At 63.8% G+C, this 26,095-nt stretch carries 24 protein-coding genes, 1 tRNA gene and 1 pseudogene; 14 read left to right on the top strand and 12 right to left on the bottom strand.

Annotated elements, in window-relative coordinates; translation table 11 throughout:
* The 4 genes from xerD (at position 1) to scpB (ending at position 3,707) form a co-directional block, all read left to right on the top strand.
* Complete coding sequence (xerD, locus tag AC56PL_RS14760) at positions 1-927, top strand: site-specific tyrosine recombinase XerD (RefSeq protein ID WP_497154324.1); 927 nt, start codon at positions 1-3, stop codon at positions 925-927.
* 134 nt (positions 928-1,061) lie between these two features.
* Entirely contained in the window at positions 1,062-1,958 is an 897-nt protein-coding gene (locus AC56PL_RS14765) for an AAA family ATPase (RefSeq protein WP_495516887.1), read from the top strand.
* Positions 1,959-1,960: 2 nt separating this feature from the next.
* Positions 1,961-2,887: a segregation and condensation protein A gene (locus AC56PL_RS14770; RefSeq protein WP_497154325.1), complete on the top strand. Its 927-nt coding sequence runs from the start codon at positions 1,961-1,963 to the stop codon at positions 2,885-2,887.
* On the top strand, positions 2,880-3,707 hold the full coding sequence (gene scpB, locus AC56PL_RS14775; RefSeq protein WP_497154326.1) for an SMC-Scp complex subunit ScpB: 828 nt from the start codon (positions 2,880-2,882) through the stop codon (positions 3,705-3,707). The genes AC56PL_RS14770 and scpB overlap by 8 nt, the downstream gene beginning before the upstream one ends.
* A 131-nt stretch (positions 3,708-3,838) precedes the next feature.
* On the opposite strand, the gene AC56PL_RS14780 is transcribed toward scpB, so the two are convergent.
* Complete coding sequence (locus AC56PL_RS14780; RefSeq protein WP_497154852.1) at positions 3,839-4,399, bottom strand: hypothetical protein; 561 nt, start codon at positions 4,397-4,399, stop codon at positions 3,839-3,841.
* 72 nt (positions 4,400-4,471) lie between these two features.
* Here AC56PL_RS14780 and AC56PL_RS14785 point away from each other — a divergent pair.
* From AC56PL_RS14785 to der, 3 genes and pseudogenes are all read left to right on the top strand, one after another.
* Positions 4,472-5,497: pseudogene (locus AC56PL_RS14785) on the top strand (pseudouridine synthase); the annotation flags it as partial.
* A 26-nt stretch (positions 5,498-5,523) separates the two neighbouring features.
* Entirely contained in the window at positions 5,524-6,192 is a 669-nt protein-coding gene (gene cmk, locus AC56PL_RS14790) for a (d)CMP kinase (RefSeq protein WP_497154826.1), read from the top strand.
* Positions 6,189-7,616, top strand: coding sequence for a ribosome biogenesis GTPase Der (gene der / locus AC56PL_RS14795; protein WP_495516118.1), 1,428 nt, complete (start codon positions 6,189-6,191; stop codon positions 7,614-7,616). Before cmk ends, der begins: the two co-directional genes overlap by 4 nt.
* On the opposite strand, the gene AC56PL_RS14800 is transcribed toward der, so the two are convergent.
* From AC56PL_RS14800 to AC56PL_RS14810, 3 genes are all read right to left on the bottom strand, one after another.
* Entirely contained in the window at positions 7,549-9,246 is a 1,698-nt protein-coding gene (locus AC56PL_RS14800; RefSeq protein ID WP_497154327.1) for an HNH endonuclease signature motif containing protein, read from the bottom strand. The genes der and AC56PL_RS14800 overlap by 68 nt on opposite strands.
* Before the next feature lie 63 nt (positions 9,247-9,309).
* Positions 9,310-9,660, bottom strand: a complete 351-nt coding sequence (locus AC56PL_RS14805) for a DUF4180 domain-containing protein (RefSeq protein ID WP_497154328.1) — start codon at positions 9,658-9,660, stop codon at positions 9,310-9,312.
* Positions 9,657-10,112 (bottom strand): helix-turn-helix domain-containing protein, encoded by a 456-nt coding sequence (locus AC56PL_RS14810; RefSeq protein ID WP_497154329.1) that lies wholly within the window; start codon positions 10,110-10,112, stop codon positions 9,657-9,659. Before AC56PL_RS14810 ends, AC56PL_RS14805 begins: the two co-directional genes overlap by 4 nt.
* Positions 10,113-10,303: 191 nt before the next feature.
* Between AC56PL_RS14810 and AC56PL_RS14815 the strand changes: the two genes are divergently transcribed.
* A tRNA-Pro gene (locus AC56PL_RS14815) sits at positions 10,304-10,377 on the top strand.
* Positions 10,378-10,603: 226 nt separating this feature from the next.
* Here the strand turns inward: AC56PL_RS14815 and AC56PL_RS14820 are convergent.
* The 3 genes from AC56PL_RS14820 to AC56PL_RS14830 all read right to left on the bottom strand — a co-directional run bounded on the left by AC56PL_RS14820 (position 10,604) and on the right by AC56PL_RS14830 (position 12,718).
* Positions 10,604-11,122, bottom strand: a complete 519-nt coding sequence (locus AC56PL_RS14820) for a methylated-DNA--[protein]-cysteine S-methyltransferase (RefSeq protein WP_497154330.1) — start codon at positions 11,120-11,122, stop codon at positions 10,604-10,606.
* Between the two features lie 94 nt (positions 11,123-11,216).
* Positions 11,217-11,828, bottom strand: coding sequence for a DJ-1/PfpI family protein (locus tag AC56PL_RS14825; RefSeq protein ID WP_497154331.1), 612 nt, complete (start codon positions 11,826-11,828; stop codon positions 11,217-11,219).
* Between the two features lie 71 nt (positions 11,829-11,899).
* Positions 11,900-12,718 (bottom strand): DNA-formamidopyrimidine glycosylase family protein, encoded by an 819-nt coding sequence (locus AC56PL_RS14830; protein WP_497154332.1) that lies wholly within the window; start codon positions 12,716-12,718, stop codon positions 11,900-11,902.
* A 106-nt stretch (positions 12,719-12,824) separates the two neighbouring features.
* On the opposite strand from AC56PL_RS14830, the gene AC56PL_RS14835 reads away from it, so the two are divergent.
* From AC56PL_RS14835 to crtI, 4 genes are all read left to right on the top strand, one after another.
* Complete coding sequence (locus AC56PL_RS14835; RefSeq protein ID WP_497154333.1) at positions 12,825-13,586, top strand: class I SAM-dependent methyltransferase; 762 nt, start codon at positions 12,825-12,827, stop codon at positions 13,584-13,586.
* Between the two features lie 194 nt (positions 13,587-13,780).
* Positions 13,781-14,347 (top strand): isopentenyl-diphosphate Delta-isomerase, encoded by a 567-nt coding sequence (gene idi, locus AC56PL_RS14840; RefSeq protein ID WP_495516126.1) that lies wholly within the window; start codon positions 13,781-13,783, stop codon positions 14,345-14,347.
* A 49-nt stretch (positions 14,348-14,396) separates the two neighbouring features.
* Positions 14,397-15,317, top strand: a complete 921-nt coding sequence (locus AC56PL_RS14845; RefSeq protein WP_495516127.1) for a squalene/phytoene synthase family protein — start codon at positions 14,397-14,399, stop codon at positions 15,315-15,317.
* Positions 15,314-16,897: a phytoene desaturase family protein gene (gene crtI / locus AC56PL_RS14850; RefSeq protein WP_497154334.1), complete on the top strand. Its 1,584-nt coding sequence runs from the start codon at positions 15,314-15,316 to the stop codon at positions 16,895-16,897. The genes AC56PL_RS14845 and crtI overlap by 4 nt, the downstream gene beginning before the upstream one ends.
* Before the next feature lie 43 nt (positions 16,898-16,940).
* Here the strand turns inward: crtI and AC56PL_RS14855 are convergent, their stop codons facing one another.
* From AC56PL_RS14855 to AC56PL_RS14875, 5 genes are all read right to left on the bottom strand, one after another.
* On the bottom strand, positions 16,941-18,446 hold the full coding sequence (locus AC56PL_RS14855) for a phytoene desaturase family protein (protein WP_497154335.1): 1,506 nt from the start codon (positions 18,444-18,446) through the stop codon (positions 16,941-16,943).
* Positions 18,443-19,591, bottom strand: coding sequence for a glycosyltransferase (locus tag AC56PL_RS14860; protein WP_495516130.1), 1,149 nt, complete (start codon positions 19,589-19,591; stop codon positions 18,443-18,445). The genes AC56PL_RS14855 and AC56PL_RS14860 overlap by 4 nt, the downstream gene beginning before the upstream one ends.
* A 78-nt stretch (positions 19,592-19,669) precedes the next feature.
* Positions 19,670-20,785, bottom strand: coding sequence for a polyprenyl synthetase family protein (locus tag AC56PL_RS14865; protein WP_497154336.1), 1,116 nt, complete (start codon positions 20,783-20,785; stop codon positions 19,670-19,672).
* 146 nt (positions 20,786-20,931) lie between these two features.
* Positions 20,932-22,359, bottom strand: coding sequence for a rifampin monooxygenase (gene rox, locus AC56PL_RS14870; protein ID WP_497154337.1), 1,428 nt, complete (start codon positions 22,357-22,359; stop codon positions 20,932-20,934).
* Between the two features lie 223 nt (positions 22,360-22,582).
* Entirely contained in the window at positions 22,583-24,184 is a 1,602-nt protein-coding gene (locus AC56PL_RS14875) for an alkaline phosphatase D family protein (protein WP_497154338.1), read from the bottom strand.
* A 226-nt stretch (positions 24,185-24,410) separates the two neighbouring features.
* Here AC56PL_RS14875 and AC56PL_RS14880 point away from each other — a divergent pair, with 226 nt between their 5' ends.
* The gene (locus AC56PL_RS14880; protein WP_497154339.1) at positions 24,411-25,676 is read left to right on the top strand and encodes an MFS transporter; all 1,266 of its coding nucleotides are present in this window, start codon (positions 24,411-24,413) and stop codon (positions 25,674-25,676) included.
* An 8-nt stretch (positions 25,677-25,684) separates the two neighbouring features.
* Entirely contained in the window at positions 25,685-26,062 is a 378-nt protein-coding gene (locus AC56PL_RS14885) for a metalloregulator ArsR/SmtB family transcription factor (RefSeq protein WP_495516135.1), read from the top strand.
* Positions 26,063-26,095 lie beyond the last annotated feature (33 nt).

Raw genomic sequence — 26,095 nt, forward strand, 5'->3', positions numbered from 1 at the left:
ATGAGCCTCGCGGATCAGGTGCAGGTGTACCTGGACCACCTCGAGGTCGAACGGGGTTCGGCGCGTAACACTTTGCAGTCCTATGCCAGGGATCTGCGGCGGTATCAGGAGTATCTGAGCTCACGTGGGATCGAGGCGCTCACCGACGTCACCGAGGCCGACATCCGGGAGTTTCTGGTTGCGCTGCGCCGCGGTGATGCCGACAACGGCAAGCCGCCGCTGGCCGACAGCTCGATCGCGCGAACCCTGGTGGCGACGAGAGGTTTTCACAAGTTCGCCGCCGCCGAGGGGATCGTGCCGGACGACGTCGCGCATGGCGTGGCGCCGCCCAAGGCGCCGCGCCGACTCCCGAAGAGCCTGCCGGTCGATGAGGTCCTGGCGATCCTGACCGCCAGCGGCGGTGAGGATGCTGCGGACACCCCGCGGTCGTTGCGGAATCGGGCGTTGCTCGAACTGCTGTACAGCTGTGGTGCGCGGATCTCGGAGGCCGTCACCCTCGACGTCGACGACATCGATACCGAGTCCCGATCGGTGGTGTTGCGGGGCAAGGGGGGCAAAGAACGGATCGTGCCCGTGGGGCGCCCGGCCATCGCCGCGCTCGACGCCTATCTCGTGCGCGGCAGGCCCGTGCTCGTCTCGAAATTCAATCCGGCGCTGTTCCTCAACTCACGTGGCGGCCGGCTCAGTCGGCAGAGCGCCTGGCAGGTCCTGGTCGACGCATCCGAGCGGGCCGGATTGGACAAGGCGGTTTCACCGCACACGTTGCGGCACAGTTTCGCCACGCACCTGCTCGACGGTGGCGCGGACGTCCGCGTGGTGCAGGAGCTGCTCGGGCATGCGTCGGTGACCACCACGCAGGTCTACACGCTCGTGACCGTCGGAACGATGCGTGAGGTGTACGCCCTCGCACATCCGCGCGCCCGATGAGACCCGTCAATATCGGGCTGTGGACCCTCATAGCGGTGAGCCTCCACAGCGCCGACGCGCCGACCCACTAGGCTCTGGGTGTGACAACGCCGCAGCCACCTGAATACGGGCGCGGGCGTAATGCGAATCAGTTGATGATCTCGGCACCGCCACGCGGTGTAGAGGAACTCGACCGCGAAAAGCCCAGCGCACCCGGAGAGCTCGGGCCGACCGGTCGCGAACTGCGTCCGGTGCCCGAACCGACGCCGCTCGATCGGCATGGTCCTGCCACGGTGGTCGCTGTCTGTAATCAGAAGGGTGGCGTGGGTAAGACCACGTCGACCATCAACCTGGGTGCCGCGCTGGCCGAATGCGGCCGTCGGGTGCTGCTGGTCGATCTCGACCCCCAGGGCGCGCTGTCTGCGGGCCTTGGCGTGCCGCACCATGAACTCGACCTGACGGTCCACAACATGCTCGTCCCGCCGCAGATCTCGGCTGAAGAAGTCCTGATGCGTACCCGGGTCGAGGGCATGGACCTGTTGCCGTCCAACATCGACCTCTCTGCGGCCGAGATCCAGCTGGTCAACGAGGTGGGCCGCGAGCACACGCTGGGCCGCGCACTGCATCCGCTGCTCGACCGCTACGACTACGTGCTCATCGATTGCCAGCCGTCGCTGGGACTGCTCACCGTCAACGCGCTTGCGTGTGCCGATACCGTCGTCATCCCGATGGAGTGCGAGTACTTCAGCCTGCGCGGACTGGCGCTGCTCAACGACACCATCGACAAGGTGCGCGACCGACTCAACCCGCGGCTCACGCTCGGCGGCATCCTGGTGACGATGTTCGACGCCCGCACCCTGCATTCCCGCGAGGTGATGCAGCGCGTGGTCGAGGTGTTCGGCGACAAGGTCTACGACACCGTGATCAGCCGGACCGTGCGATTCCCCGAAACCAGTGTCGCCGGTGAACCCATCACCTCGTGGGCACCGAAATCAGGCGGCGCCAAGGCGTATCGGGCACTGGCCCGCGAAGTCATTCACCGCACGCGCTAGAGATGACCGAACCGTCAGAGACCGAGCCTTCAGAGATCGGGTCCTCGCAGGTTGAGGCGCCGGAAGATGACACGCCCGGAGTTGATCCGGCGGTACCGGCGCCCGCGGCAGAGCCGGTGACAGAGCCGGTGATTACCGGGAAATCGCGGTTCCAGGTCAAGCTGACGAACTTCGAGGGCCCGTTCGACCTGCTCCTCAATCTCATCGGTCAGCACCGCCTCGATGTCACCGAAGTCGCGTTGCATGAGGTGACCGACGATTTCATCGCCTATACCAAGCTCCTCGGTGCCGAGATGGAACTCGACCAGACGACGGAGTTCCTGGTGGTGGCGGCGACGTTGCTCGACCTGAAGGCCGCACGTCTGCTGCCCTCGGGTGAGGTCGAGAACGATGAGGACCTGGCGTTGCTCGAAGCCCGTGACCTGCTGTTCGCGCGATTGCTCCAGTACCGGGCCTACAAACAGGTCGCGATGCTCTTTGCGGAGCTGGAAGCTGCCGCACTGCAACGTTATCCACGTGGGGTTTCGTTGGAACCCCGATTCGAGTCGTTGCTGCCCGAGGTGACGATCGGTGTCAGTCCGGCGGTGTTTGCCGAGGTGGCGGTGGCGGCGATGACACCCAAACCGGTCCCGCAGGTGGGGCTCGGGCATCTGCACATCGAGAAGGTATCGGTACCGCAACACGCGTTGCGGATAGGGGAGATCCTGCGGCACGCCGGTGCCGGGGTGTGGGTGAGCTTCACCGATCTGGTTGTCGAATGCGGCAGCGGCCTCGAGGTGGTTGCCCGGTTCTTGGCACTGTTGGAGCTGTTCCGCGAGCGGGCCGTGGCGTTCGAACAGCCCGAGGCCCTCGGATCGTTGTTGGTGAGCTGGACAGGCGAACTCGTAGACGCTCAAGTGATCGTCGAGAAGGGCGAAGACTATGGCTGAAGAAGTGCCGACTGAGGAAGTGCCGGCTGAAGAAGTGCCGGCTGAAGAAATACCAGCTGAAGAGTCGCAGGAGACTCCCGGGCCCGAGGCGGACGAGGTGTCGGATGCGTTGGCCGATGCTCTGTCCGAGGACGATGGCCCAGGCAGCGACACGTCGGACGCCGACCTCCCGGTGGAGGACCTCCTCGCCGACGACGAACTCCGGTCGGCACTCGAAGCGATGTTGCTCGTGACAGACACACCGGCGCCCACCGATCAGCTGGCGTCGGTGCTGGAAGAGAAGACCTCGCGGGTCCAGGCGATGTTGCGGCAGATGTCGAATGAACTGACCGATCGAAACAGCGGCATGGATCTCCGCTACGCCGGCGACGGCTGGCGGTACTACACCCGCAACGACTACGCGCCCTACGTCGAGCGACTCCTCCTCGACGGAGCTCGGACGAAGCTGACGCGCGCGGCGCTCGAAACCCTGGCCGTGATTGCCTACCGCCAACCGGTCAGTCGATCTCGGGTCAGTGCGGTGCGCGGGGTCAACGTCGACGGTGTGGTTCGCACACTGCTGGCACGCGGATTGCTCGCCGAAGTCGGAACAGACTCCGATTCGGGTGCAGTGACGTACGGCACGACGGAACTATTCTTGGAACGTCTGGGGTTGGCTTCTTTGGGCGAGTTACCGGATCTCGCGCCGTTGCTCCCTGACGTGGACGTCATCGACGCCCTCGGAGATGAGATCATCAGCGACCCGCGATTCGCCAAACTGGCAGGTAACCCGTCAGACTTGAAGAACAAAACCAACAACATCACCGTCGATGACGATTGAGCTGCGCATTGCAGATCGATCAATACGACGGGAATTAGGGATAGAGAATGGCACCCGCTAGCCGAGACGGCAAACCGGACAGAAGCAACAACAACCAAGGCAAAGGGCGAGCTCCTCGCGAGGGCGGACGGTCATACGACGACCGTGACGCCAAGCCTTACTCCGAGCGTGGCAGTCGGCCCACCGGAGATCGTGGTGGCAGGCCCACCGGCGAACGCGGAGGTCGACCTACGGGTGACCGCGGCGGACGGCCCACCGGCGGCGAGCGTGGCGGACGGCCCACCGGTGATCGCGGCGGTCGGCCCAGCTTTGGCGATCGTGGCGGACGGCCCGATGGCGAACGTGGCGGACGGCCCACCGGAGATCGTGGTGGAAGGCCTACCGGCGGCGGCGATCGTGGCGGACGCCCCAGCTTTGGCGATCGTGGCGGACGGCCCGATGGCGAGCGTGGCGGTCGGCCTACCGGTGATCGCGGCGGACGGCCCACCGGCGGCGAGCGCGGTGGCAGGCCCACCGGTGACCGTGGAGGTCGGCCCAGCTTTGGCGATCGTGGCGGACGGCCCGATGGCGAACGCGGTGGACGGCCTACCGGTGATCGCGGCGGACGGCCCACCGGCGGCGAGCGCGGTGGTCGGCCCACAGGTGAGCGCTACGGCAACCAATCGCATGAGCGTGGCGGAAAGCCGGCTCATGAGCGTGGCGGAAAACCGTCGTACGAGCGCGGTGGAAAACCGGCATTCGAACGCAGTGAAAGGCCCGCTTACGAGCGTGGCGCGCGGCCCAGCGGCGAAGACTTCGGTCGTCCGACCGGTGAACGGCCCGCGAATCCGAGCACAGAGCGCAGTGGCAACGCCACTGCCGGAAGGCCCGCGGGTAAGGCGACCAAGGGTGCCGCCGAAGCACGGTTCAAGAAGACTCATCGCAAGGGCGTCAACCCGGAGCGCGGAGCTCGTTCGGCCCCTGACGCGAAGAGCGGCCAGGCTCGGCTGAACAATGCAAAACCCGCCCGCGACCAGAATCCGCTGGATGCTTCGGAAGATGGCGCCACCTATGTCGAGGGTGGATTGCGTCTGCAGAAGGTGCTCGCGCAGGCCGGAGTCGCCTCACGGCGCGGTGCCGAGGAATTGATCGCGGCCGGTCGCGTCGAGGTCGACGGTGAGGTCGTCCTCGAACAGGGTCTGCGGATCAATCCCGAGACTGCGGTGGTCCGCGTTGACGGATCCCGTGTGGTGGTCAACGAGGAACATCAGTACCTCGCGCTCAACAAGCCCAAGGGCTGGCAGTCGACGATGTCCGACGAGTTCGCCCGTCCGTGTATCGGTGACCTGGTTGCCGAGCGCGTCATGTCGGGACAGAGGCTGTTCCACGTCGGCCGCCTCGACGCCGACACCGAAGGACTCATTCTGCTCACCAATGATGGTGAGCTGGCGCATCGTTTGATGCACCCGTCGTTCGAGGTACCCAAGACCTACATGGTGACCGTGCGCGGAGAGGTGCATCGCAACCTGGGTCGCACCTTGCGCGACGGTATCGAGCTCGACGACGGTCCGGCCAAGATCGACAAGTTCGCGTTGCTCGACGTGAACCAGGGCATTTCGCTGCTCCGTCTGACGCTGCACGAAGGTCGTAAGCACATCGTCCGTCGAATCCTTGACGCTTCCGGCTTCCCGGTTATTCGCCTGGTGCGCACCGACATCGGTGCGGTCAACATCGGCGAACAGCGTCCGGGCACCTTGCGGGTCATGGGCAACGATGAGATCGGCGCGCTCTACAAGGCGGTGGGAATGTGACCAGCCCAGGGGTGATCACGTCCGGTGTGATCGCCATCGATGGTCCGGCCGGAACCGGCAAATCGAGTGTGGCGCGCCGCGTGGCTACCGCGTTGGACGCCAACTACATCGACACCGGAGCCATGTATCGGGTCGCGACCCTGCGCGCACTGCGGGCGGGTGCGGCTCTGGACGATCCGGACGCGATCGACAAAGCGACTGAGGGCGTACGCATTTCCGTCACCAGCAACCCGACCAAGCAGGTCGTGTTGATGGACGACGAGGATGTCTCCGATGAGATTCGTCGCGACGAGGTGACTCGCGCGGTGTCGGCCGTCTCGGCCGTGCCCGCGGTGCGTACTCGTCTGGTGCAGGCTCAACGTGATCTGGCACAGAACGGACTCAGCGTGCTCGAGGGCCGCGACATCGGGACCGTTGTGTTCCCTGATGCCGCGCTCAAGGTGTACCTGACCGCATCACCCGAGGTTCGTGCGCAGCGGCGACATGATCAGAACCTCGCCGCAGGAATTGACAGTGACTACCAGACGGTGCTCGCGGACGTGATCCGTCGGGACCATCTGGATTCGACACGGCCGACGTCGCCATTGCGGCCGGCCGATGATGCCGTACAGGTCGACACCACCGACATGGGCATCGAAGAGGTGATCGCCAAGCTGGTTGAGTTGGCGCGCAACCGGATTGGGGTAGAAGCATGAGTGACAATTTTGACGGGGCAGCAATCTCGTCTGACGGAATGTGGTCGGATGAATCCGACTTCGAGCTCGCAGAGCTCACCGATCTGGGCGTTGATGGCGCACCGTTGGCGGTGCCCGTTGTCGCGATCGTCGGTCGCCCGAACGTGGGCAAATCGTCGCTGGTGAACCGCATCCTCGGACGCCGTGAAGCGGTGGTCGAGGACATCCCCGGCGTGACCCGCGACCGTGTCTCCTACGAGGCATCGTGGGCCGGACGTCGATTCATGGTGCAGGACACCGGCGGTTGGGAACCTGACGCCAAGGGTCTGCAGCAGTCCGTGGCTCGCCAGGCCGAGATCGCTATGAAGACGGCCGACGCAATCGTGCTGGTTGTCGACACCACCGTGGGTGCCACCGCCACCGATGAAGCGGTGGCCAAGGTGCTGCGGCGCTCGAAGACCCCGGTGTTGTTGGCGGCCAACAAGGTTGATGACGAGCGCCTGGAAGCCGAAGCGGCCGCCCTGTGGTCGTTGGGACTGGGGGAGCCGTTCACGGTGTCCGCAGCCCACGGTCGCGGTACCGGTGACCTGCTCGACCGAATCCTCGAAGCCTTGCCCGAAACGCCTCGCGAATCCACCACGATGGGTGGCCCGCGCCGAGTTGCGTTGGTTGGCAAGCCCAACGTGGGCAAGAGCTCGCTGATGAACAAGCTCACCGGTGAAGAGCGTGCAGTGGTCGACAATGTCGCCGGAACCACGGTCGACCCCGTTGACGAACTGGTCGAACTCGGTGGACGGGTCTGGAACTTCGTCGACACCGCCGGCTTGCGCAAGAAGGTGACGCAGTCGAGCGGACATGAGTTCTACGCGTCGCTGCGTACCCGGTCGGCCATCGAGGCCGCCGAGGTCGCGGTGCTGCTGATCGACGCGTCGGAGCCGATCACCGAGCAGGACCAGCGAGTTCTGACGATGATCATCGAAGCCGGTCGCGCATTGGTGATCGCGTTCAACAAATGGGATCTGGTTGACGAGGATCGCCGGTTGCAGTTGGCCAAGGAGGTCGACCGCGACCTGTCCCGCGTGCCCTGGGCTCGGACGGTCAACATTTCAGCCCACACCGGTCGGTCCGTGGCAAAGCTCGTGCCCGCACTGGATACGGCGTTGGCGTCATGGGACAAGCGGATCTCGACCGGGCAGCTCAACAACTGGCTCAAGGATGTCATCGCCGAGACCCCGCCACCGATGCGTGGTGGGCGTCTGCCTCGCGTGATGTTCGCGACCCAGGCTGCCACTCGGCCGCCGACGTTCGTCTTCTTCACCACGGGCTTCCTGGAGGCCGGCTACCGCCGGTTCCTGGAGCGAAAGCTGCGTGAGGCCTTCAACTTCGACGGTTCGCCCGTCCGGGTGAACGTCCGAGTCCGTGAGAAGCGCGAGCGCACGAAGTAGGACGAGATAGCTTGCACCCCTTGCCCCGATCAACATTGTTGGTCGGGGCAGGGTCATGTTCAGGCAACTTTGAGCCACTTGAAGTTTCGCCATCCGTAGTCGATGTTGAACACCTGCGCCTCCGCAGATTTCTTATCGAACACGGTGCGGGCGCGTTGCAGGAACCATTCGGCGTCGGCGTCGCTGTTCGGGTTCCACATCTCCGGGTTGGTGAAGTATTTTTCCGGAAATGAGTGTTGTTCGGCTGCAGTGGTTCCAGCGATCCGCGGTGGCGCCACCCGACCCGTCCGTGCCAACCCGGCGGGCCGGTACCTTCGGTGATGATCTCGGTGATCCACCCGGTATCACCATCGGTGACCTGGGCATGATCAGGTCCACAGACCAAGGTCAGCACGGTGATATCGGTGCGCCCGCCTTTGGCCCACTCCCGAATGTGGTGGACCGCGCACTCTGAGGCCGGGGCATCACAGCCTGGACGCGAACAACCCCGCTCCGCGGCAATCAGAGCGAGTCTCTGATCTGCGGTGGCCAACCGTTCTTCACGACCGAGATATAGCGGGCGGTGTTTGTCGTCGAGCAACGCCAAGAACTTGCGGCTCACTCCGGCGAGCTTGAGGGCATCCTTGACGGCCAGGACACCACCGGAGGCGGTGGTGGCCAGGCCGGTTTCCTGTTCGAGTTGCTCCAACGTCATCGTCACGATGACCTGCGCGGGTAGACCGCGGTGAGTGCCGAGTTTGCCCTGCCCGACGACCATTTCCATCAGCTTCTTGAATGCATCATGGTTGCGTTGCCCCGGAGTGCGGGTATCGCGCTCGGCCGCCGCGCGGAGGGCGTCTTTGTCGGCCTTGTCGGCGTTGCCGGTCGGTGAGTCCGGATCGTTGGGGTTGTTCATGCCCTTGGCTGCCCATTTCGCGGCCACCACATCCCACAGTGCTTTGGTCGCAGGATCCAACGTGCCTTTGATCCCGGCCATGTGGTCTGCGCCCTGCTTGGATACCGACAGTTCCCGCTTCTGCGCACGGTCGGCGTCATCGAACTCGCCGTCCGGGTTCAGATGGGCATGTAGGTGCAGACCCACCTTTTTCAGCTCATCCGGGTCCATCGTCCGAGCAGCCTCGGCCATCAGCCTTTCTCCGTCGGACCACAATTCGAGGTTGCTGCGGATCGTGCCGGGCAGATTCCGCAATGTGTCATCGATGACGTTGTAATGCGCCACCCCGATCGCACCATCGCGCAACGCCGACCACGTGTTCGGGTACACCGGTGCCGTGACTTCACCCGATGGGGTGTGCCACTGGCCCACGCGTTCAGCGCGTTTGGACCGGGCGCTGGCCTGAGTCGTGGAAATCCGTAAATGATGGCGCAGGAACTTGTTGTGTTTGAGCCCTTGTTTGGCGGCGACCGAGCGTTCTCGGAGCTCGACAGCGACCCGTACTTTGACGGCTTCATCACGGCGGGTTTGGGTTTCGATCGCTTGGGCGAGTTCGACGGTCTCCTTGTCCGACAGGTTCGCCAACGAGATATCAACAAGTCTGCGGGACAACACTTCACGGACAGCAACGATCTCCTCCGCATCAAGAGCCATGCCCTCGATACGGTCGATGAGATGTGCCACCCCCGCGGTCATGAAACAGTTCTATCAGCACCCACCGACAAGCCCTTGACCAGGAGTTTTCGAAAGGTGGTGCAGTCAGGCAAGTCTGGCTTGTACGTCATCGATCGAGTCGACAAACCACACATGACGTCCGCGGTTGGATTCGCGCACAAACGCCGCCAGCGGTTCGCTGTGTGAGACCTCTGTGGAGATATCGCCGACGATGGCGATCACGACGCGGTACTGGACCATCTTCTGGAGGTACTCACCTGCGACGCCCGTTCTGAGGTCCAGGAAGCCCTCTGGCAGACGATTGATAGGTATCGCTACTGCTGCCACCTTGTGTCCCCATGTTGCTCCGATGGCGTCGAGAGCTGCCACGGGTTCCCCGGTGTCGTGATAGATCATCAGCTCGTCGCCGTTTCGGGTCTGCTGGAACATCGTCATGAGAAGTTGCCTCCTTCGGTCAGGTCGCGGAGCAGGATCAGGACGTCTGCGGTGTCGCTGATGCTGCCTTGCGCAATCACTTTCAGTGAGCGGCCGTCGGGGCCGGGGGCTGTGGTCAGGCGTAGTGGGTGACCGCGGTCCCGGCCGCCCGCCGCGGCGGTGAGCACGGTGGCGATGCGGTCCCAGTCGCCTGGTTTGAGGTTGCCGAGGTCGACGACAACGGTGCTGTGTTCGGTGACGTCCGCTTGGGGAAGCAGTTGAGGCACTGTTCGGGGGCTGGTGCTGCCGGCAGCAGCGACAAACGCGGCCAGATCAGTTCGGGTGATCCGATACTGCTTTCCCACGCGGGCGGCACGTAGCCGCCCATCACGGATGTATGCGCGGATGGTTCGCACATGCAGTCCGAGTTCGTCGGCCACCTCGTCCGCAGACAGGTAATTCGAGGGCGTCACGAAAGGTCAATATACATGCAGATAGGGAAGTTTAGGGAGTTCTATTGAATGGGCGCCTGGGAGCTATAGCCAGTGGGGACAGCTGACGCGGACTTGGACCTACACGGCCGTGTCGGGCCGTCTACCAGGCGATTTTCGCTGCGGGCGGTGCCTGAGGTAATCTCATTCAGCGCCCTTAACGGGGAGTGCCACGGGCTGTGGCGCAGCTTGGTAGCGCACTTGACTGGGGGTCAAGTGGTCGCAGGTTCAAATCCTGTCAGCCCGACAGAGTAAAGCCTGGTCAGAGTACATCTGACCAGGCTTTTTCTGTTTCTGTAGATGTTGCGGCTGTTCACGTGAAGTCCGCGGTGATCGCCGATTGTAGGCAGCATCTCTCGAAGCGGATGTGAATAAGGCAGCCGTTGTCGAAAGGTCGCCATTCGTGGCTCTAGCTTGGTCATCAAGGGTGAATGATTATCGCCTACAAGCCTTTGGCTGTCCGACCTTCGCTTTCAGAACAACGTGGGCGGAGTCGCACCCTCGAAGTCGAGTAGCCATCGTTTTGTCTGCAGGCCTTGCCCTTTGTCGCCGCCTGAGTAGCCGCCCAGACCGTCAGCGGCGACGACGCGGTGGCATGGGATGAGCAGAGGTACGGGGTTGATGCCCATGAGGGTGCCGATACTTCGGGCGGGGACGCCGGTGCCGCTTCGCGCTGCGAGTTCGCCGTAGGTGATCGTGTCTCCTCGCTTCACGGTCTTCTCGAGTGTGGTGAGGACGGCGCGGGCGACGTCGGACATGTGGTGCAGGTCGAGCGGAAGATCGAATTCGGTCAAGTTCCCGTCAAAGTAGGCGCGGAGCTGGGCCAGCCCCTCGACAAGCAGGGGATCGTCTGGCGCAGCGTTCGTCGTCGGAGGAGCCCGCCACGCGACTCGCACGATCGTCTCACCGCTACTGGAAACGGTGATCGCGCCGACAGGTGTTGGCAGCGAGCCGGAGGTGATTCCGTCAACCTGCTGATCTTCGTGCGTCACGTAGGCCGAGGATAGTCGCACCAACTGGGTGACCTGCCGGCATTGAACTGGATAGACCCGATGGTCGGGGCGAGCAGACAGCTGCTGTCGCAGTTCACAACCCGTGGATTTCCGCGAATCGATCGTGCGTCGGGTCGGTCTGAACTTCTAGTTCGATCACGTCGGCAGCTCGTTGCGCTGTCTCCGCGCCGCATAGTGAGCTGATCAAGGCCGCGGTCATGTCCATGCCCGCCGCGACACCGGACGAGGTCCAGCGATCACGGTCCTGCACCCACCGCGCCCGGGGGAGCCAGTCCACCGTGCTGCCCTGCTCTTGCGCCCATCTGAACGCCAACTTGTTCGACGTTGCTCTGTACCCGTCGAGGAGCCCGGCCGCAGCGAGCACCGCCGATCCCGTACACACCGATGTCACCAGTCGGCATTGTGTCGCGTACGTGCGCAGCCAGTCGAGGAAAGCTGTGTCTGACACCAGTGTGCGGGTACCGATGCCGCCGGGGATGAGCATGATGTCGGCAGGTGGTGCGTCGTCGTAGTTGCGATTCGCAATGACAGTGACGCCCTGGGAGCTTGCGACGGGCCGCGCCGCGGGCCCGAGGAAGCTGACGTCGAACTCATCCGGCAGAACACTGAACAACTCGACCGGGCCGAATACGTCGAGAAGTTCAAAGCCGTCGAACAGAACAATGGACACTGTGCGTCGAGACATGCGACGACGCTACCGCCTGATTCTGGGAGATGGACTGTGCAAGAAGGAATCCCTCGTGGCTGATGAGTTGCTCACGACTGCTCCCGTGAACACCACCATGTCGTGCGCCCACCGACGGTGCCGCGTGACATCGGTGCCCCGCACCGGGGGCACACGGCGTCGGGTTTGCGATACGGGATGATCTCACCGGTGTGGACGCCGCCCTTCTTGATCGCGGATCGGATGGCACGGCGCAGGACGACACGCAGGTTGTCGAGATCGTCGGTGGTGAGGCTCTTGGCGCGGCGTGCCGGCGACAGCTCGCACTCCCACAGGACTTCGTCGGCGAGCAGGTTCCCGATCCCGGCGATGGCCGACTGGTCGAGCAACCTGGCCTTGAGAGGCGCTCCGCTTGAACCGATCCGACGCCGAAAGTCCTCAAGTGAGATCTCCGCTGCATCCGGCCCGAGAGCGTCGATATCGGGTTCCAGGCGTACGCGGCCCAGGCGGCGTTTGTCGAAGAGCCGGAGTTGACCCCCGTCGTCGAACGTCATGGCGAAGCGCGTCCACTCGGGTTTATCTGTGTCGCGCTCACCAACGTGCGGATCACCGCCACCGTAAAGCGAGGTCTGGTCACCGTCGGGTGCTGTGACGATGATGCGTCCGCCCATGCCGAGATGGATGCCGAGCCTGGGACCCGCTGACCCGTCGGCTGTTTCGGTCTCGCACCACATGGCTTTGCCGCGACGGCGGGCCTCGGTCAGCTTGCCGCCCTTCAGCGCCCGGGCGATCTCACCCGGGCGGTGTGGGCGACACTCAAACGTGTCGGTGTCGTCGATATCGACTATGACCCGGTTCAGCGCTTTCTCGACGACCTGTCTGGCGTTCTCGACCTCGGGAAGTTCCGGCATTCGTCCGGTATACCCGGCGCGACCCACTCACGTGGGGAAGTCACGGGTGCTGAGTACTTTGTGCAACGTTCCTCCGATGCGGTGGGTGCGGAGTAATTTCGAGCCTGTGTCGTTCGAAGTTCCGCCGGACGCTTACGCCCGGTTCATGGGTCGCTACTCCGAACCCCTGGGTGCTGCATTCGCTGATGCCGCGGGGGTTGGGGGAGAACAGCGCGCACTCGATGTCGGGTGCGGTCCGGGAGCTCTCACCGCCCATCTGGTCTCGCGACTCGGAGTCGATCACGTGTGCGCGATCGACCCGTCATCGTCCTTCGTCGACGCCACCCGCGCCAGATTTCCCGGGATCGATGTCCGCCCGGCGGTAGCCGAGGACCTGCCGTTCGAGGCGAATTCGTTTGACGTGACGCTCGCGCAGTTGGTCGTGCATTTCATGACCGATCCCGTACTCGGACTTGCCGAGATGGCTCGCGTGACACGGCCGGGCGGGACCGTCGGAGCCTGCGTCTGGGACCTCGGCCCGAACGAGCGAGGACCCATCTCGCTGTTGTGGAGGATGGTTCGCGAACTGGATCCGAATGCTCAGGATGAGTCCGACCTGGCCGGCGTACGGCAGGACCAATTGGTGTCGCTGTTCACTCGAGCAGGCATCCGCGACATCGAGCCCAGCGAACTCACAGTCCGGGTGACGTACAACAGCTTTGACGAATGGTGGGAGCCCAACACCTACGGGATCGGCCCCGCGGGCACCTACGTTGCCGGACTATCCCCAGAGCGGCGAAACGCTTTACGTGAGCGATGTGCCGCTGCACTGCCGGACGCGCCCTTTGAATTGGGGGCCACTGCCTGGTGTGCGGTCGGCAGGACTTGATGTCGGCAGTGTGTGACCGTGCAATCAGCCGACTCATCTCGCCAGGATCGCGGTTTTCATAACCGTCGGGGGAGACGGTTGATTCTTCGAGAGCGCGCACGAACTCGGGTTGGTGTTCGTGTAGGACATCCATCGCTTCGTCGGTTCCGAATATCGGATGACAAACTACAGATACCCGAGTGAACGAGGTATGCATGACCGACGACTTGGTCGTCCTGGCCGACTCCGATGGACAACCGTGTGGGACCGCCGACCGGACGACGGTGCACACCACGGACACGCCTTTGCACTTTGCCTTTTCCTGCCATCTGGTGGACGAAGGTCAGCTGCTGATGACCCGACGTGCGTTGAGCAAGCGCACCTGGCCGGGAGTGTGGACGAACTCATTCTGTGGACATCCGCGACCAGGCGAATCGGTCGAGGACGCGATCCACCGATATGCGCAGCGCGAGTTGGGGATCGATGTCGAGGGGCTGCGGTGCGTGCTTCCGGAGTTCCGCTACCGGGCGGTCGATGCCAGTGGTGTGGTGGAGAACGAGATATGTCCGGTATTCGTCGCGAGTCCGGTGGGCGAGCTGCGCCCGGACCCCGACGAGGTCGCGGAGTACGCCTGGTCGGCCATCTCGGACATATGGACGCTCGCTGAACGCACCCCCTGGGCGGTGAGCCCGTGGTTTGTCGAACAGGTCCGCTCCTTGCCGGGACCAGACCCGTACGACCATGTGGCCGAGCCCATCCGGATTGCCCGCCGGCCCGAATAGAGGGCAGTAGGTGACGAGAGCAAACGATCCGAGGGCAAGGACAGATCTGATGGTGCAAACACGGAGGCGCAACGCAGACGCGTTGCAGCCCTATCTGCGGTACGACGCAGCCGCCGACGCCAGTGCCGCGTTGGTGATTCGCCGATACTCATCGTCCTTCGGGCTCGCGACGCGGTTGCTCGGCGGACAGGTCCGACAGGATGTGTGCAACATCTACGCGCTGGTGCGCGTGGCCGACGAGGTCGTGGACGCGCCGCGACCCGGGCAGGGCAGCGTTGATCGGCTGATCGAACTCGACAAGCTCGAACAGGAAACGTACGCGACGTTGGAGACCGGATCGAGCACCAATCTTGTTGTTCATGCGTTCGCGCGCAGTGCCCGGCGGGTCGGCATCGGACAAGAGCTGATCGCCCCCTTCTTCGCGGCAATGCGCACCGACCTCCAGCACGTGGACCACGATTTCGCGAGCCTCGCGACCTATATCTACGGCTCCGCTGAGGTGGTCGGCTTGATGTGCCTGCGGGCCTTCGTCGCCGATGAACCAAATCCGGCACCGCTCTATGACGAGCTCGCCCCAGGGGCCAGACGACTAGGGGCGGCGTTCCAGAAGATCAATTTCTTGCGAGATTTCGGCGACGACACCGACGGGCTCGGACGGCGTTACCTCGTCGGACTCCAGCCTGATGAACTCGACGAAGAGATCTGGCACAACTGGCTCGACGACGTCGAATTGGACCTGTCCGCGGCCGCGGAGGTCATTCCCTGGCTTCCGCGCGGCTGCCGCGTTGCGGTGTGCACCGCTCACGATCTGTTCGCTGAGTTGACCCGCCGTCTGCGAGCGACATCACCGGCCGAGGTGCGACGTCGCAGAGTGCGCGTGCCCAATCCGGAGAAGGTACGCATCGCTGCCTCGGCCGCACTTCACCGCGGTCGACCTGTCACTTTCGACAAGGAGACCAGTCTTTCGTGACCGCCACACCGAAAAAAGTAGTCATCATCGGCGGTGGTGTTGCCGGGTTGGCGACTGCCGCCTTGCTCGCGCGTGACGGACACGACGTCGACCTCGTCGAAAAGAATGAGGACCTCGGCGGTCGGGCCGGATCGTGGGCGCACGACGGTTTCCGGTTCGACACCGGCCCCTCCTGGTGGCTGATGCCCGAGGTGTTCGACCACTTCTTCGAACTGTTGGGCACCTCGACGGCAGAGCAGGTCAAGCTGGTGCGCCTCGACCCCGGGTATCGGGTGTTCTTCGAGGGCTTCGACAAACAGATCGACGTCGAGGGTGACGAATCGAGCAATCTGTCGTTGTTCGAAACCATCGAACCGGGCGCCGGCACAGCGCTGAGTGGCTACCTCGACTCCGCCCGCAACGCATACGACATCGCCGTCAAGCGTTTCCTGTACACCAGTTTCGACTCTCCGCGCGCTTTCCTCAGTCCCGAGGTGCTGCGAAACCTCCCGACGCTGGCGGTGCTGCTCACCAAGTCCCTCGAGTCGTTTGTCTCGCAACGGTTTTCTGATCGAAGGTTGCAGCAGGTGCTCGGCTATCCCGCGGTGTTCCTCGGATCTTCACCCGAGCGCACACCGGCGATCTATCACCTGATGAGCTGGCTCGACCTGGCCGACGGTGTCCGTTATCCCGATGGCGGTTTCACGACGTTTGTCGATGCGCTGGCCAGGCTGGCCACCGAGCACGGGGTCCGCGTACACGCCGGTACGTCGGCGACCGCGATTCTGACCCAGTCGCGAAAAGGCCGGGCGGGCATGGGGCGCCGTCGGCATGAGGTTGTCGGGGTCCGGGTGCAGGATCGCCGCGGTGGTGAACGAGAAATCGCAGCGGACATCGTGGTCGGTGCCGCGGACCTGCACCACGTCGAGACCAAACTCCTGCCGACCAATCTGCAGACATTCCCCCAACGATGGTGGGACAAGGCGACATCGGGGCCAGGAGCGGTACTGGCGTATCTCGGTGTGAGTGGCAATCTGCCGGAGCTGGCCCATCATTCGCTGTTTTTCACCGACGACTGGACGACGAACTTCGACGCGATTTTCGAGGAGCCGACCCACATGCCGGATCCTGCGTCGCTGTACGTGTGTCGGCCGTCCGCGACGGACGATTCGGTGGCCCCGGTCGGCCACGAGAACGTTTTCATCCTGGTGCCCTCGCCCCCGGACCCGGGGCTTGGGCACGGCGGGATCGACGGCAACGGTGATCCCGACATCGAAAAGGTCGTCGACCACGCGATCGCGACGGTGGCGCAGTGGGCTCAGATCCCTGATCTCGCCGAGCGGATCGTGGTCCGCCGCACCGTGGGACCGGCCGACTTCGTCGACGACGTCAACTCGTGGTCGGGCAGTGCGCTCGGACCGGCACATACATTGCGCCAGAGCGCATTCCTGCGGGCAACCAACCGATCACGCAAGGTCGAGGGTCTGTATTACGCGGGTTCGAGTACGCGTCCGGGGATCGGCTTGCCGATGTGCCTGATCAGCGCCGAACTCATCCGAAAGCGACTGCGGGGCGACCGGTCGGTCGGGCCGTCCAGCTGAACCTCGCCCGGTGAATCCAGTGCCCTCCACGAGGACATCGGATTCACCGGCCCGGTGGCCGACCGGCCGGACCGATGAGGTCTGAGACGATCCGCGCCGACATCATCACCAGCGGGAGTCCGCCTCCTGGATGGGCCGAGCCGCCCACCAGATAGAGGCCGGGTACCGGTGAGGTGTTCGGTGGCCGAAGGAATGCCGCGCGTGCACCGTTCGACGACGACCCGTAGATCGAACCGCCCGGAGTCAGCGTGCGCCGCTCCAGATCGGCGGGCGACACCACAATCCGGTGGCGTACGTGCGACCGCACATCGAGGCCGCGGTCGGCCATCACCTGCATCACGTGATCGGCGTGTGCGTCGACGACTCCCGGTGCATCCCAATCCATTCCGTGCTCGGGATCATGGCGGGCCGCGTTCACCAGCACAAACCAGGCACCCGTTCCGGGACCGGGAACGATGGCAGGGTCATCGGGTGCCGAGACGTACACCGTCGGACGTTCCACGGGCCGCGGTGATCCCTTGAACCCGAAGACTGCATCGAACTCGGCGTCATAATCCTCGGCAAACAGAACCGTGTGGTGGGCCACCTCGGGTGGATTGTCGAGCGCGAGCAGGATCGCGAACCCCGACAACGACGGAGTGGCGCTGCGCAGTCGGGCTGCCACCCGGCGGGTGGTGCGCGAGGGGATCAGGCGCTCATACACCTGTGTGGCATCGGCGTTCGCGACCACCAGATCCGAGCTCCGGACGGTCCCGTCCACGAGCTGTACTCCGGTGATATGTCCGCGTGAATCCGTGGTGAGACGGGTGACCTCGGTGTCGAGCTCGATCGTGCCACCGAGGGCAACAAACCGATCGCGGATCGCTGTGGCGATCTCGCCAAGGCCCCCGGCGACGTACCACGACCCCCAGGCCTGCTCCGACCACGGAACCGATGCGAGAGCCGCGGGCGCGCGCCGGGGATCGGATCCGGTGTAGGTGGCGTACCGGTCGAGCAGTTGCACAAGACGTGGGTCCTGCACGTAGCGGCGACCGAGTCCGCGCAGAGAACGCCACGGCGCGATGGTCACGAGGTCAGACCAGGCCCGGAACCCGCCGAGCAACCGCCGGATCTCCAACGGAGACTCCAGGAATGGTTCGTGCGTGACGTCCCAGATGGACTCCGCCCGATCGAGCAGCGCCGACCACTGCGCACCACAACCAGGGCCCAGCATCGCATCCATGGCGGCCGGTATTTCCTCGAGCGTGCCCGGCATGTCCAGTTCTGTGCCATCCGGGAACCGGTATCGGGCAGCCGTCGAAAGCCGTTGCAGTGACAGCACATCGTGCACCGACGCTCCGGTGGAGGTGAACAATTCTTCGAGCACATGCGGCATCGTCACCAAAGAAGGTCCGGTGTCGAAACGAAAACCGTCGTGTTCGATGACCCCGAGCTTGCCTCCGATGTCCGCGGCCTGCTCCAGCACGGTGACGTCATGTCCACCGGCCTGCAACCGCAATGCGGCAGCCAGACCGCCGACTCCGGCGCCGACAACGATGACCCGGCTCATCTGTTCACCTCGATCGATCGACCTTTCCACTGGAGGAGCCCCCTCCGGCGCGCGACCGCGGAATCGACTGTGAGGGCGGCAAATGTGAGGACCGAGACCGGATGGGCCAACGCGTCCGGCCACACTTGTCCACCGGTGGTACGCGCAGCGATCACCCGTGAGGCAACTCCGGCGACGTATCCGACTGCGCCGGTGCGTGATCCGGTCAGTGCGCCCAAAAATGGGACCACATACATGAGCACGAGCAACGCCATGACCGCAAGTGAGCCCGGCGCCGAACCGAAAGCGTTCCACAGCGACTTGCCGTATCCCGCCCGGACTGCGCGCCACCCCTCGTACATTCGACAGGCTGCGATCTGGCTGCCGTCCGCCGCGACTCCGTGACCGCCGGCCCGCTTCACCGCACGCAAGAGTGCGATGTCCTCGAGTATTTCGTCGCGCACGGCGGCGTGTCCGCCCGCGCGTCGGTAGGCGGCGGCGTCGACGACGATCAGCTGCCCATTCGCTGCCGACATGGACGGACGCGGCGATCGTTCTGCGATACCCAGGGGGAGGGTGCTCATCCAAGACCATTGCAGCAGTGGTTGCACCAATCTCTCGCCGACCCCGACGGCGATCTGCCGGGGATAGGGGCTCAGCAGGTCGAGGCCGGTGCGCCGCAACAACGCCACCGAGGACGTGAATGCGCACGGTTCGAGTACGACGTCGGCGTCCACGAACACAAGAACGCCACCGGGCGGTGCCGATTGGGATTGGGCCAACTCGGAGAGCTGGTGGCAAGCCCACGGTTTGCCCAGCCACCCGGGCGGAAGAGGCGCGCCGGCGACGATCTCGAGTCGGGGATCGCGCCGCGCAAGCGCCTCGAGCACGGTACCGGTGCCGTCGGTGGATCCGTCGTCGAGCACGATGACACGCGCCGGCCCGGGCCATTTGTCGGCCGCGGCCAGGACGCTGGTCACGCAACGCTCTGCCACCGCCACTTCGTCTCGCATGGGAATGAGGACGGTCAGGGGTTCGGCATCCGCGGAGTCGGTGGGCACCGGTCGCCGGACCCGGATCGCGTTGTCAACGGTCAACGCGAGTGAAGCCGCTGCCAGTGCGGTGCCGATCGCCACCAATCGCCGCGGAATGTCACTGCGTCGCATCGAATCTCTTCTGCACCAGAATCTTCCGGTGCTGTGGTCGGGTGTCAGGTCCTTGTATCGACCATATCGCCTCGATCATCAGGATTTGCGCCACACACACCGCTCGACCAGGCCGGTCAATGCTGTCCGGGTCAGATCATCGACCGGCAGCGACTCCACGATACCCATCGCATTGGCGGTCAGCTCGGTGATCTTCTCCTCGATTGCAGAGTCGGCCCCGGTTGCGACGAGCACGGACCGGATCGCTTCGAGATCATCGTCATCGACGTTCGGGTTGCCCAGACAATCGCGGAGAAGCTCCCTTTGCGACCAGTTACCCCGCGATTCGGCCACGGCCATCAGTAGCGTGCGCTTGCCCTCGCGGATGTCGTCGATCGCCGGTTTGCCGGTGACCTCGGGATCGCCGAAGACACCCAGCAGATCGTCGCGAAGCTGGAACGCCTTGCCTGCCGTCAGTCCGATCTGGTCGTAGAGATGCAGGAGAAGCTCGTCCGCTCCGGCCAGGGAGCCGCCGAGGCGGAGCGGATGGCTGATCGTGTACTTGGCGCTCTTCAACCGGAGGATGAGGTCGGTGCGAGATCGGGAGATGTCCGCTTCGGTCTGACTGAGCATGTCCAGGTACTGGCCTGCGTAGGCCTCGTCACGCATCTGCGACCACATGGCCCGGACCGCGCGACGCGAATGGACGTCCAGGGAATCGGTGGCCATCACGGCCAGATCGTCGGACCACGACAGGCACATGTCTCCGACGAGGATTGCGACGGCCGAACCGTGATTGTCGCTGTCACCCAGACGATGCTGTCGAGCGTGGTCGTCGGTGAACTGTCGATGCATGGTGGGAAGTCCGCGACGGGTGTCGCTGTTGTCCATCAAGTCGTCGTGGATCAGTGCCGCGAGATGGAACAGTTCGATTGCCGCGGCCATCTCCGGAATCCCCGTGATTTGATCGCCGCCGGTCGCACCGTATGCACCCCACATACAGAACTGTGCGCGGATCCGCTTTCCACGGGCCAGCGTGTCCGTGATCGCGGTGGTCAGCGGCGCGACTTCTGCACTCAGGCCGCGTAAGAAGTTGGAGTGATCGAACACGTGAGTGCTCAGGGCATCGTTCGCGAGTGCCGTGATCTCACGGTGCCGGTCGCGGACGAGCTCATCGACGGACGGGGTGATGGTTTGGTACTTCATCGACTGCATGTCTCGTTCTCCGTGTCCGGGCGTCAGTTCGGCAAAAACTTGTTGCACTGACCGTTCGGAACAGATGGCGGGATCGGATGGGTACCGATCACGATGGTGACGGTGATTGTGACGTTCAAGCGGGTGTGTGAACGCGCGTCGAAGATTCAGGTCGCGGCAGCGCCAAACCATCGGGGCAGGTGATCGAGGAGATCGTGCTGATCGTCGCCGATCCAGGCCACATGACCGTCCGGTCGCAGCAATACCGCGGGCACGTCCAACTCTTCGCTTTTGTCCACGATGTGGTCGACCCGATCGGCCCAACCCACCGCCGACAGCCGGCCGGTCTGGTCGAGGAGTAGCCCGCGACCGGCATGCATCAGCCCGTAGAGGCGACCGTTTTTCAGCTCCAGGTCGCGCAAACGCCGGCCGACGAGCTCATGGCCCTCACCGAAGTCGTAGCGGATCCCGATGGCAGTGATGATCTCGGTGATGAACGTGTTCGCATCGTCGAAATCCATCAGCGACGAGAACAATTCGCGCAGCGCGAGCGCGCCGGGATCGGTTGCCATCAGCGCCATCTGGGCGCGGGTGTTCTTCAACACGGCCGCCCCCACGGGATGTCGTTCGGCTTCGTAGGTGTCGAGCAAACTGCGTGGTGCCCAACCGTTGATCTCGGCGGACAGCTTCCAGCCGAGGTTGAAGGAATCTTGGATGCCGAGGTTCAGTCCTTGCCCGCCGACCGGCGGGTGGATGTGTGCCGCGTCGCCCGCCAGGAACACCCGGCCGACCCGATACCGCTCGGCCTGCCGGGTGGCGTCACTGAATCGGGACAACCATCGCGGAGAATGCACCCCGAAGTCGGTGCCTGCAGTCACCCGCAGCTGCTGTCTGAGTTCGTCCAGAGTGGTTGGAGTGGTGCGGTTCTCGGCCACCGCCGCCGCAGGTACGACGACCCGGTACAGACCGTCACCCAGCGGTCCGATGCCGAACCGCAGCTGTGTTTTACGGATTTCGGTCATCACAGCGGCGAGAGTCTCTGGATCGGCCGTCAGCTCTACCTCACCCAACAGTGTGTCGACGCAGGAGTTTTCGCCCGGAAATGCCACGTCAAGTAGCTTGCGCACCGTGCTACGGCCGCCGTCGCAACCGACGACGTAACGCGAGCGCAGTGTTGTCCCGTCGGCCAATTCGACACTCACGCCCTGATCGTCCTGTTCCAGGCCGACCAGCTCACGACCGCGCCGGATCTCGGCCCCGAGCCCGGCAGCGCGCTGCGCCAGTAGTCGGTCGGTGACAGGTTGCGGTATTCCGAGTACATAGCCATGTGCGGTGTTCAGATGGTTGGGCGGTGGCTTGGCGATGCCCGCGAAGAATCCGCCGACCGGATACTTTTGGCCCGCTTCGAGAAACTGTGCCAGGACACCTCGCTGATCCAGCACCTCGATGCTGCGCGCGTGCAGGCCGAGCGCGCGGACGATCTTCGTCGGCTCGGTGTCCCTCTCCAAGATCACGGTGTGTACGCCGTGCAATCGCAGTTCGGCCGCCAACATCAAGCCGGTCGGGCCCCCGCCCGCAACAATCACATCAATCATGGAATTCCCATCAGCAGAGCCATATTTCACGACTTCGCGAGTCCTGAACGCAGTGTGTTCTGGTTACGACGGGTGATTCTGCAGCACTACCGGGGTCTTGCGGCAAGACCCCGGTTGCGCTATATCTTGAAAGAGGCAGGGATCGGGAAACCGCCCTGCTTTTGTGTTTGTCAGAACTTCTTCAGCGCGATATCGGTGCGGTCGACTGTGCTGTGTACTGGGGTTACGACGCGGTGAGCACCTTGGAGAACAGGCTGGCGCCCTGCTTGTCACGCAGATTCACCGTGAATGTCCGGTTCTCTGGGTCGATGGTCACCTCTCCGAAGTGCTGAAAGCCCTCCGCAGGAGAGATGTTTGATTCTTTGGGGGCGTGTACGAACTCGTACTGGGCACCGAATGTGCCGTCCAATGGACTTTCGGGAAACGCGCCGGCGTTGAGTGGGCCGGACACGAATTCCCAGAAGGGGGCGAAATCGGAGTATCCGGCGCGACTCGGATCGTAGGAAATTGCCGCGGTGTAGTGCACGTCGGCAGTCAGGTACACGATATTCGGGACGTTCTTGGTCTCCGACAAGATCTTCGCGAACGCGATCTCGCGACCCAACGGTGCACCTGGATCGCCCTGGGCCACCGCCTCCATCGATTTTGGTCCGTTGCCGGGGTCGGTTGCCTTATCGGGCACCACAATGGAGATGGGTAGGTCGTTGGCGACGACCTTCCACCTCGCTTTCGACGTCTTCAGCCCGTCGATGAGCCACTGGGTCTGCTTCGCGCCCAACACACCTTCTGGGCTGTTGGTACTCCAGGCATTGGGATTCGGATCCTTGTAGCTGCGCATGTCCAGCACAAAGACGTCCAACTCGGGACCGTACGAGATCTTTCGGTACAACCGCCCGTCGACTGCCTCGCTTGGCAGCACCGGCTGCCACTCCTGCCAGGCCTGTGCGGCGAAACCGGCCAGCTTGTCCACATCGTTTTCGGTGTATCCCTTGCGGTCTTGTCCGGCCAATGATTCGCCGGGGAACCAGTTGTTCACCACTTCGTGATCGTCCCACTGCACCACCTGTGGCACGTGCGCGGCAAAACGGCGGTAGTTGCTGTCGGTCATGTTGTAGGCGTAGTTACCGCGGAAGTCGTCGAGTGTCTGTGCCACATGCGATTTCGCCTCCGATGTGACGTTGACATAGGTTCCGCCATCACTCTGCTGCTGAGTGCCGGGCACCGGCCCGTCTGCGTAGATCGCATCACCGGAGTGGATGAAGAAGTCCGGTTCCAGATCGGCCATCGCGCCGAAAATGGTCATCCCGCCGAGGCTTTCGTTTATGCCCCAGCCCTGTCCGACAACGTCGCCAGACCAGAGGAAATGAACTGGCGCCGACTTCTGGGGGACGGTGCGGAATACGCCGGTCGCGGCCTCGGATTTCGCGCCGTCCTCGCCCTCCAAAGTGACGCGGTAGTGCACGGTTTGCCCTGGCTCGAGGCCGGTCAGCCGAATCCGGCCGGTGCCGTCGGAGGTCGGGGACAACACAGGTCCGGTGAATCGTTGTGTGTTGGCGAAGGACTCGGTCGCCGACGTCTCGACGATCATCGTCGATTGAGCGTCTGACCGTGCCCAGATCAGTGCGCCGTCAGTGCGTGGATCGCCTGATGCGATGCCGTGGGTCAGGCGTGGACGCGGTACCACCAATCCGGTCGACAGCGGCGCTGCCGACGAACCTGAGTTTCCGCAGGCGGCAAGTGCGCCTCCGGCGGGAACAAGAAGGGCGCCGATGGCGGACGCGCGGAGCAGGGTTCGGCGGTTCATCACCGGAGTTTTCTGACGCATCGCTAAAGGTTGTCTTGGGTAGGAAGCGCATGACCGAACCCCAGGCACCCAGGCAGCGAACGGGAGATTTCGGACAGATGAAGCTTGCCGGCTCAGCCGAGACTGCCCTGATCAGCCGAGACCGCTTTGCGCGTGTCAGACCCACTGTCGTCAACCCCCGATAGGTTGTATAGTTGCGCAAGTATGCACGTATTAGACACGACGAGCCCAGGTGGGATGGGGGATCGTGCTTGAAGTTCTGGCTGTGCGAACGTTCCGCAGGCTGTTCGCTGCGCAGCTTGTCGCGTTGGTGGGCACGGGGTTACTGACGGTCGCACTTGGTTTGCTCGCGTTCGACATTGCAGGTAGCGATGCGGGCGCGGTGTTGGGTACGGCGTTGGCGATCAAGATGGTTGCGTATGTTGTTGTGGCGCCGGTGATGTCGGCGGTGGTCGATAGGATTCCCCGCAAGGTCGTGTTGGTTGCTGCGGATGGCGTGCGCGCGATGATCGCGGTGCTGCTGCCGTTTGTGGATCAGGCCTGGCAGATCTATGGACTCATCTTTGTGTTGCAGGCGGCGTCGGCGACGTTCACCCCGGCATTTCAGTCGATCATTCCGTCGGTGCTTCCCAAGGAGGACGACTACACGCGGGCGCTGTCATTGTCGCGGTTGGCGTACGACCTGGAATCGTTGGCGAGTCCGGTGATTGCGGCAGGATTGTTGACGGTGATCACCTACAACTCACTGTTTGTCGGTACCGCACTCGGGTTCGTGCTGTCCGCAATATTGGTGGCCACCGCCGTTCTGCCGTGTGTGCAGCCGGCGGATCGGTCGGGACCGTTGATGCGCAGGATTACCCTCGGATCTCGAATCATGGTGGCAGATCCGGTCTTACGCTCCCTGCTTGCGCTCAACATGGTGGTTGCCTGCGCGTCGGCGATTGTTCTCGTGAACACCGTTGTCTACGTGCGCGGAATGCTCGGCGGCTCCAGCGCGGGCGTGGCCTTGGCGTTGGCCTGTTTCGGGACCGGTTCGATGGCAGCGGCCATCGGTGTGCCACTTCTGCTGCACGTGCTCGGGGTGCGCCGCGTGATGATCTGTGGCGCAGCCATTTTGCCGGTTGGCCTGGCTGCGACCGTGGTGATGCTGTACTCATCACCGCCACCCGCGGTGGGATGGACGGTGCTCGGCACGGTGTGGGTGGTGTTGGGTGTCGGAACCTCGCTGGTCAACACGCCGGCGGCGCGATTGATTCGGGATGGGTCCACGCAGCAGAACTGGGCTCAGGTATTCGCAGCCCAGTTCTCGTTGTCCCACGCGTGCTTTTTGCTGACCTACCTGATCGCGGGCTGGGTTGGATCGCAGGTGAGTCAGTCGGCGGCCGCGATCGTGTTGGCCCTGATGGCTACACTTGCCACCACTGGCGCGGCGATGATCTGGCCGGCACGTCCGGTACATCCGGCGCACAGACCGGTAGGGGACAAACAGGATGCCCGGAGTGGCGCGAAGTGAAAAGGGCGATGACTGCGATGGCAAAGAAGTCACCAGCAGTGCAGAATGCGCCGTCAAGCCTGGCGCATCCGGTCGCGCCTGATCAGGCCCGTCTGGACGCCGCGTCGAGCACCTTTCGCATGCTCTCGGATCCAACTCGTCTACATATCTTGTGGCTGCTGACCCACGGCGAGGCTGACGTCTCCGCTCTCATCGAGTCTTCTGCAGCATCGCGGACAGCTGTCAGCCAGCATCTGGCGAAGCTGCGATTGACCGGACTCGTCGACACCCGTAAGGACGGCAGGCGGGTCATCTACCGGATCCGCGATGGTCATCTGGCCCGTTTGGTGGCTGAGGGCATGAACCATGCCGATCACGTCGTCACCGGTGAACCGCCGCACGAGTAGCGCTTTGCCCTCGCCCCAGAAGTGAGCGCGTGG

The organism is Williamsia sp. Y721, from assembly GCF_059683565.1.

Coding starts and splice junctions, on each gene's coding strand:
- der (WP_495516118.1), top strand. CDS start 6,189: ATGAGTGACAATTTTGACGGGGCAGCAATCTCGTCTGACGGAATGTGG.
- AC56PL_RS14765 (WP_495516887.1), top strand. CDS start 1,062: ATGATCTCGGCACCGCCACGCGGTGTAGAGGAACTCGACCGCGAAAAG.
- AC56PL_RS14770 (WP_497154325.1), top strand. CDS start 1,961: ATGACCGAACCGTCAGAGACCGAGCCTTCAGAGATCGGGTCCTCGCAG.
- AC56PL_RS14860 (WP_495516130.1), bottom strand. CDS start 19,591: ATGCGACGCAGTGACATTCCGCGGCGATTGGTGGCGATCGGCACCGCA.
- AC56PL_RS14805 (WP_497154328.1), bottom strand. CDS start 9,660: ATGACGATGTTCCAGCAGACCCGAAACGGCGACGAGCTGATGATCTAT.
- AC56PL_RS14845 (WP_495516127.1), top strand. CDS start 14,397: ATGGTGCAAACACGGAGGCGCAACGCAGACGCGTTGCAGCCCTATCTG.
- AC56PL_RS14825 (WP_497154331.1), bottom strand. CDS start 11,828: ATGTCTCGACGCACAGTGTCCATTGTTCTGTTCGACGGCTTTGAACTT.
- idi (WP_495516126.1), top strand. CDS start 13,781: ATGACCGACGACTTGGTCGTCCTGGCCGACTCCGATGGACAACCGTGT.
- AC56PL_RS14885 (WP_495516135.1), top strand. CDS start 25,685: ATGACTGCGATGGCAAAGAAGTCACCAGCAGTGCAGAATGCGCCGTCA.
- AC56PL_RS14865 (WP_497154336.1), bottom strand. CDS start 20,785: ATGCAGTCGATGAAGTACCAAACCATCACCCCGTCCGTCGATGAGCTC.
- xerD (WP_497154324.1), top strand. CDS start 1: ATGAGCCTCGCGGATCAGGTGCAGGTGTACCTGGACCACCTCGAGGTC.
- rox (WP_497154337.1), bottom strand. CDS start 22,359: ATGATTGATGTGATTGTTGCGGGCGGGGGCCCGACCGGCTTGATGTTG.
- AC56PL_RS14875 (WP_497154338.1), bottom strand. CDS start 24,184: ATGCGTCAGAAAACTCCGGTGATGAACCGCCGAACCCTGCTCCGCGCG.
- AC56PL_RS14830 (WP_497154332.1), bottom strand. CDS start 12,718: ATGCCGGAACTTCCCGAGGTCGAGAACGCCAGACAGGTCGTCGAGAAA.
- AC56PL_RS14800 (WP_497154327.1), bottom strand. CDS start 9,246: ATGACCGCGGGGGTGGCACATCTCATCGACCGTATCGAGGGCATGGCT.
- scpB (WP_497154326.1), top strand. CDS start 2,880: ATGGCTGAAGAAGTGCCGACTGAGGAAGTGCCGGCTGAAGAAGTGCCG.
- AC56PL_RS14780 (WP_497154852.1), bottom strand. CDS start 4,399: ATGAGCCGGCTTTCCGCCACGCTCATGCGATTGGTTGCCGTAGCGCTC.
- AC56PL_RS14855 (WP_497154335.1), bottom strand. CDS start 18,446: ATGAGCCGGGTCATCGTTGTCGGCGCCGGAGTCGGCGGTCTGGCTGCC.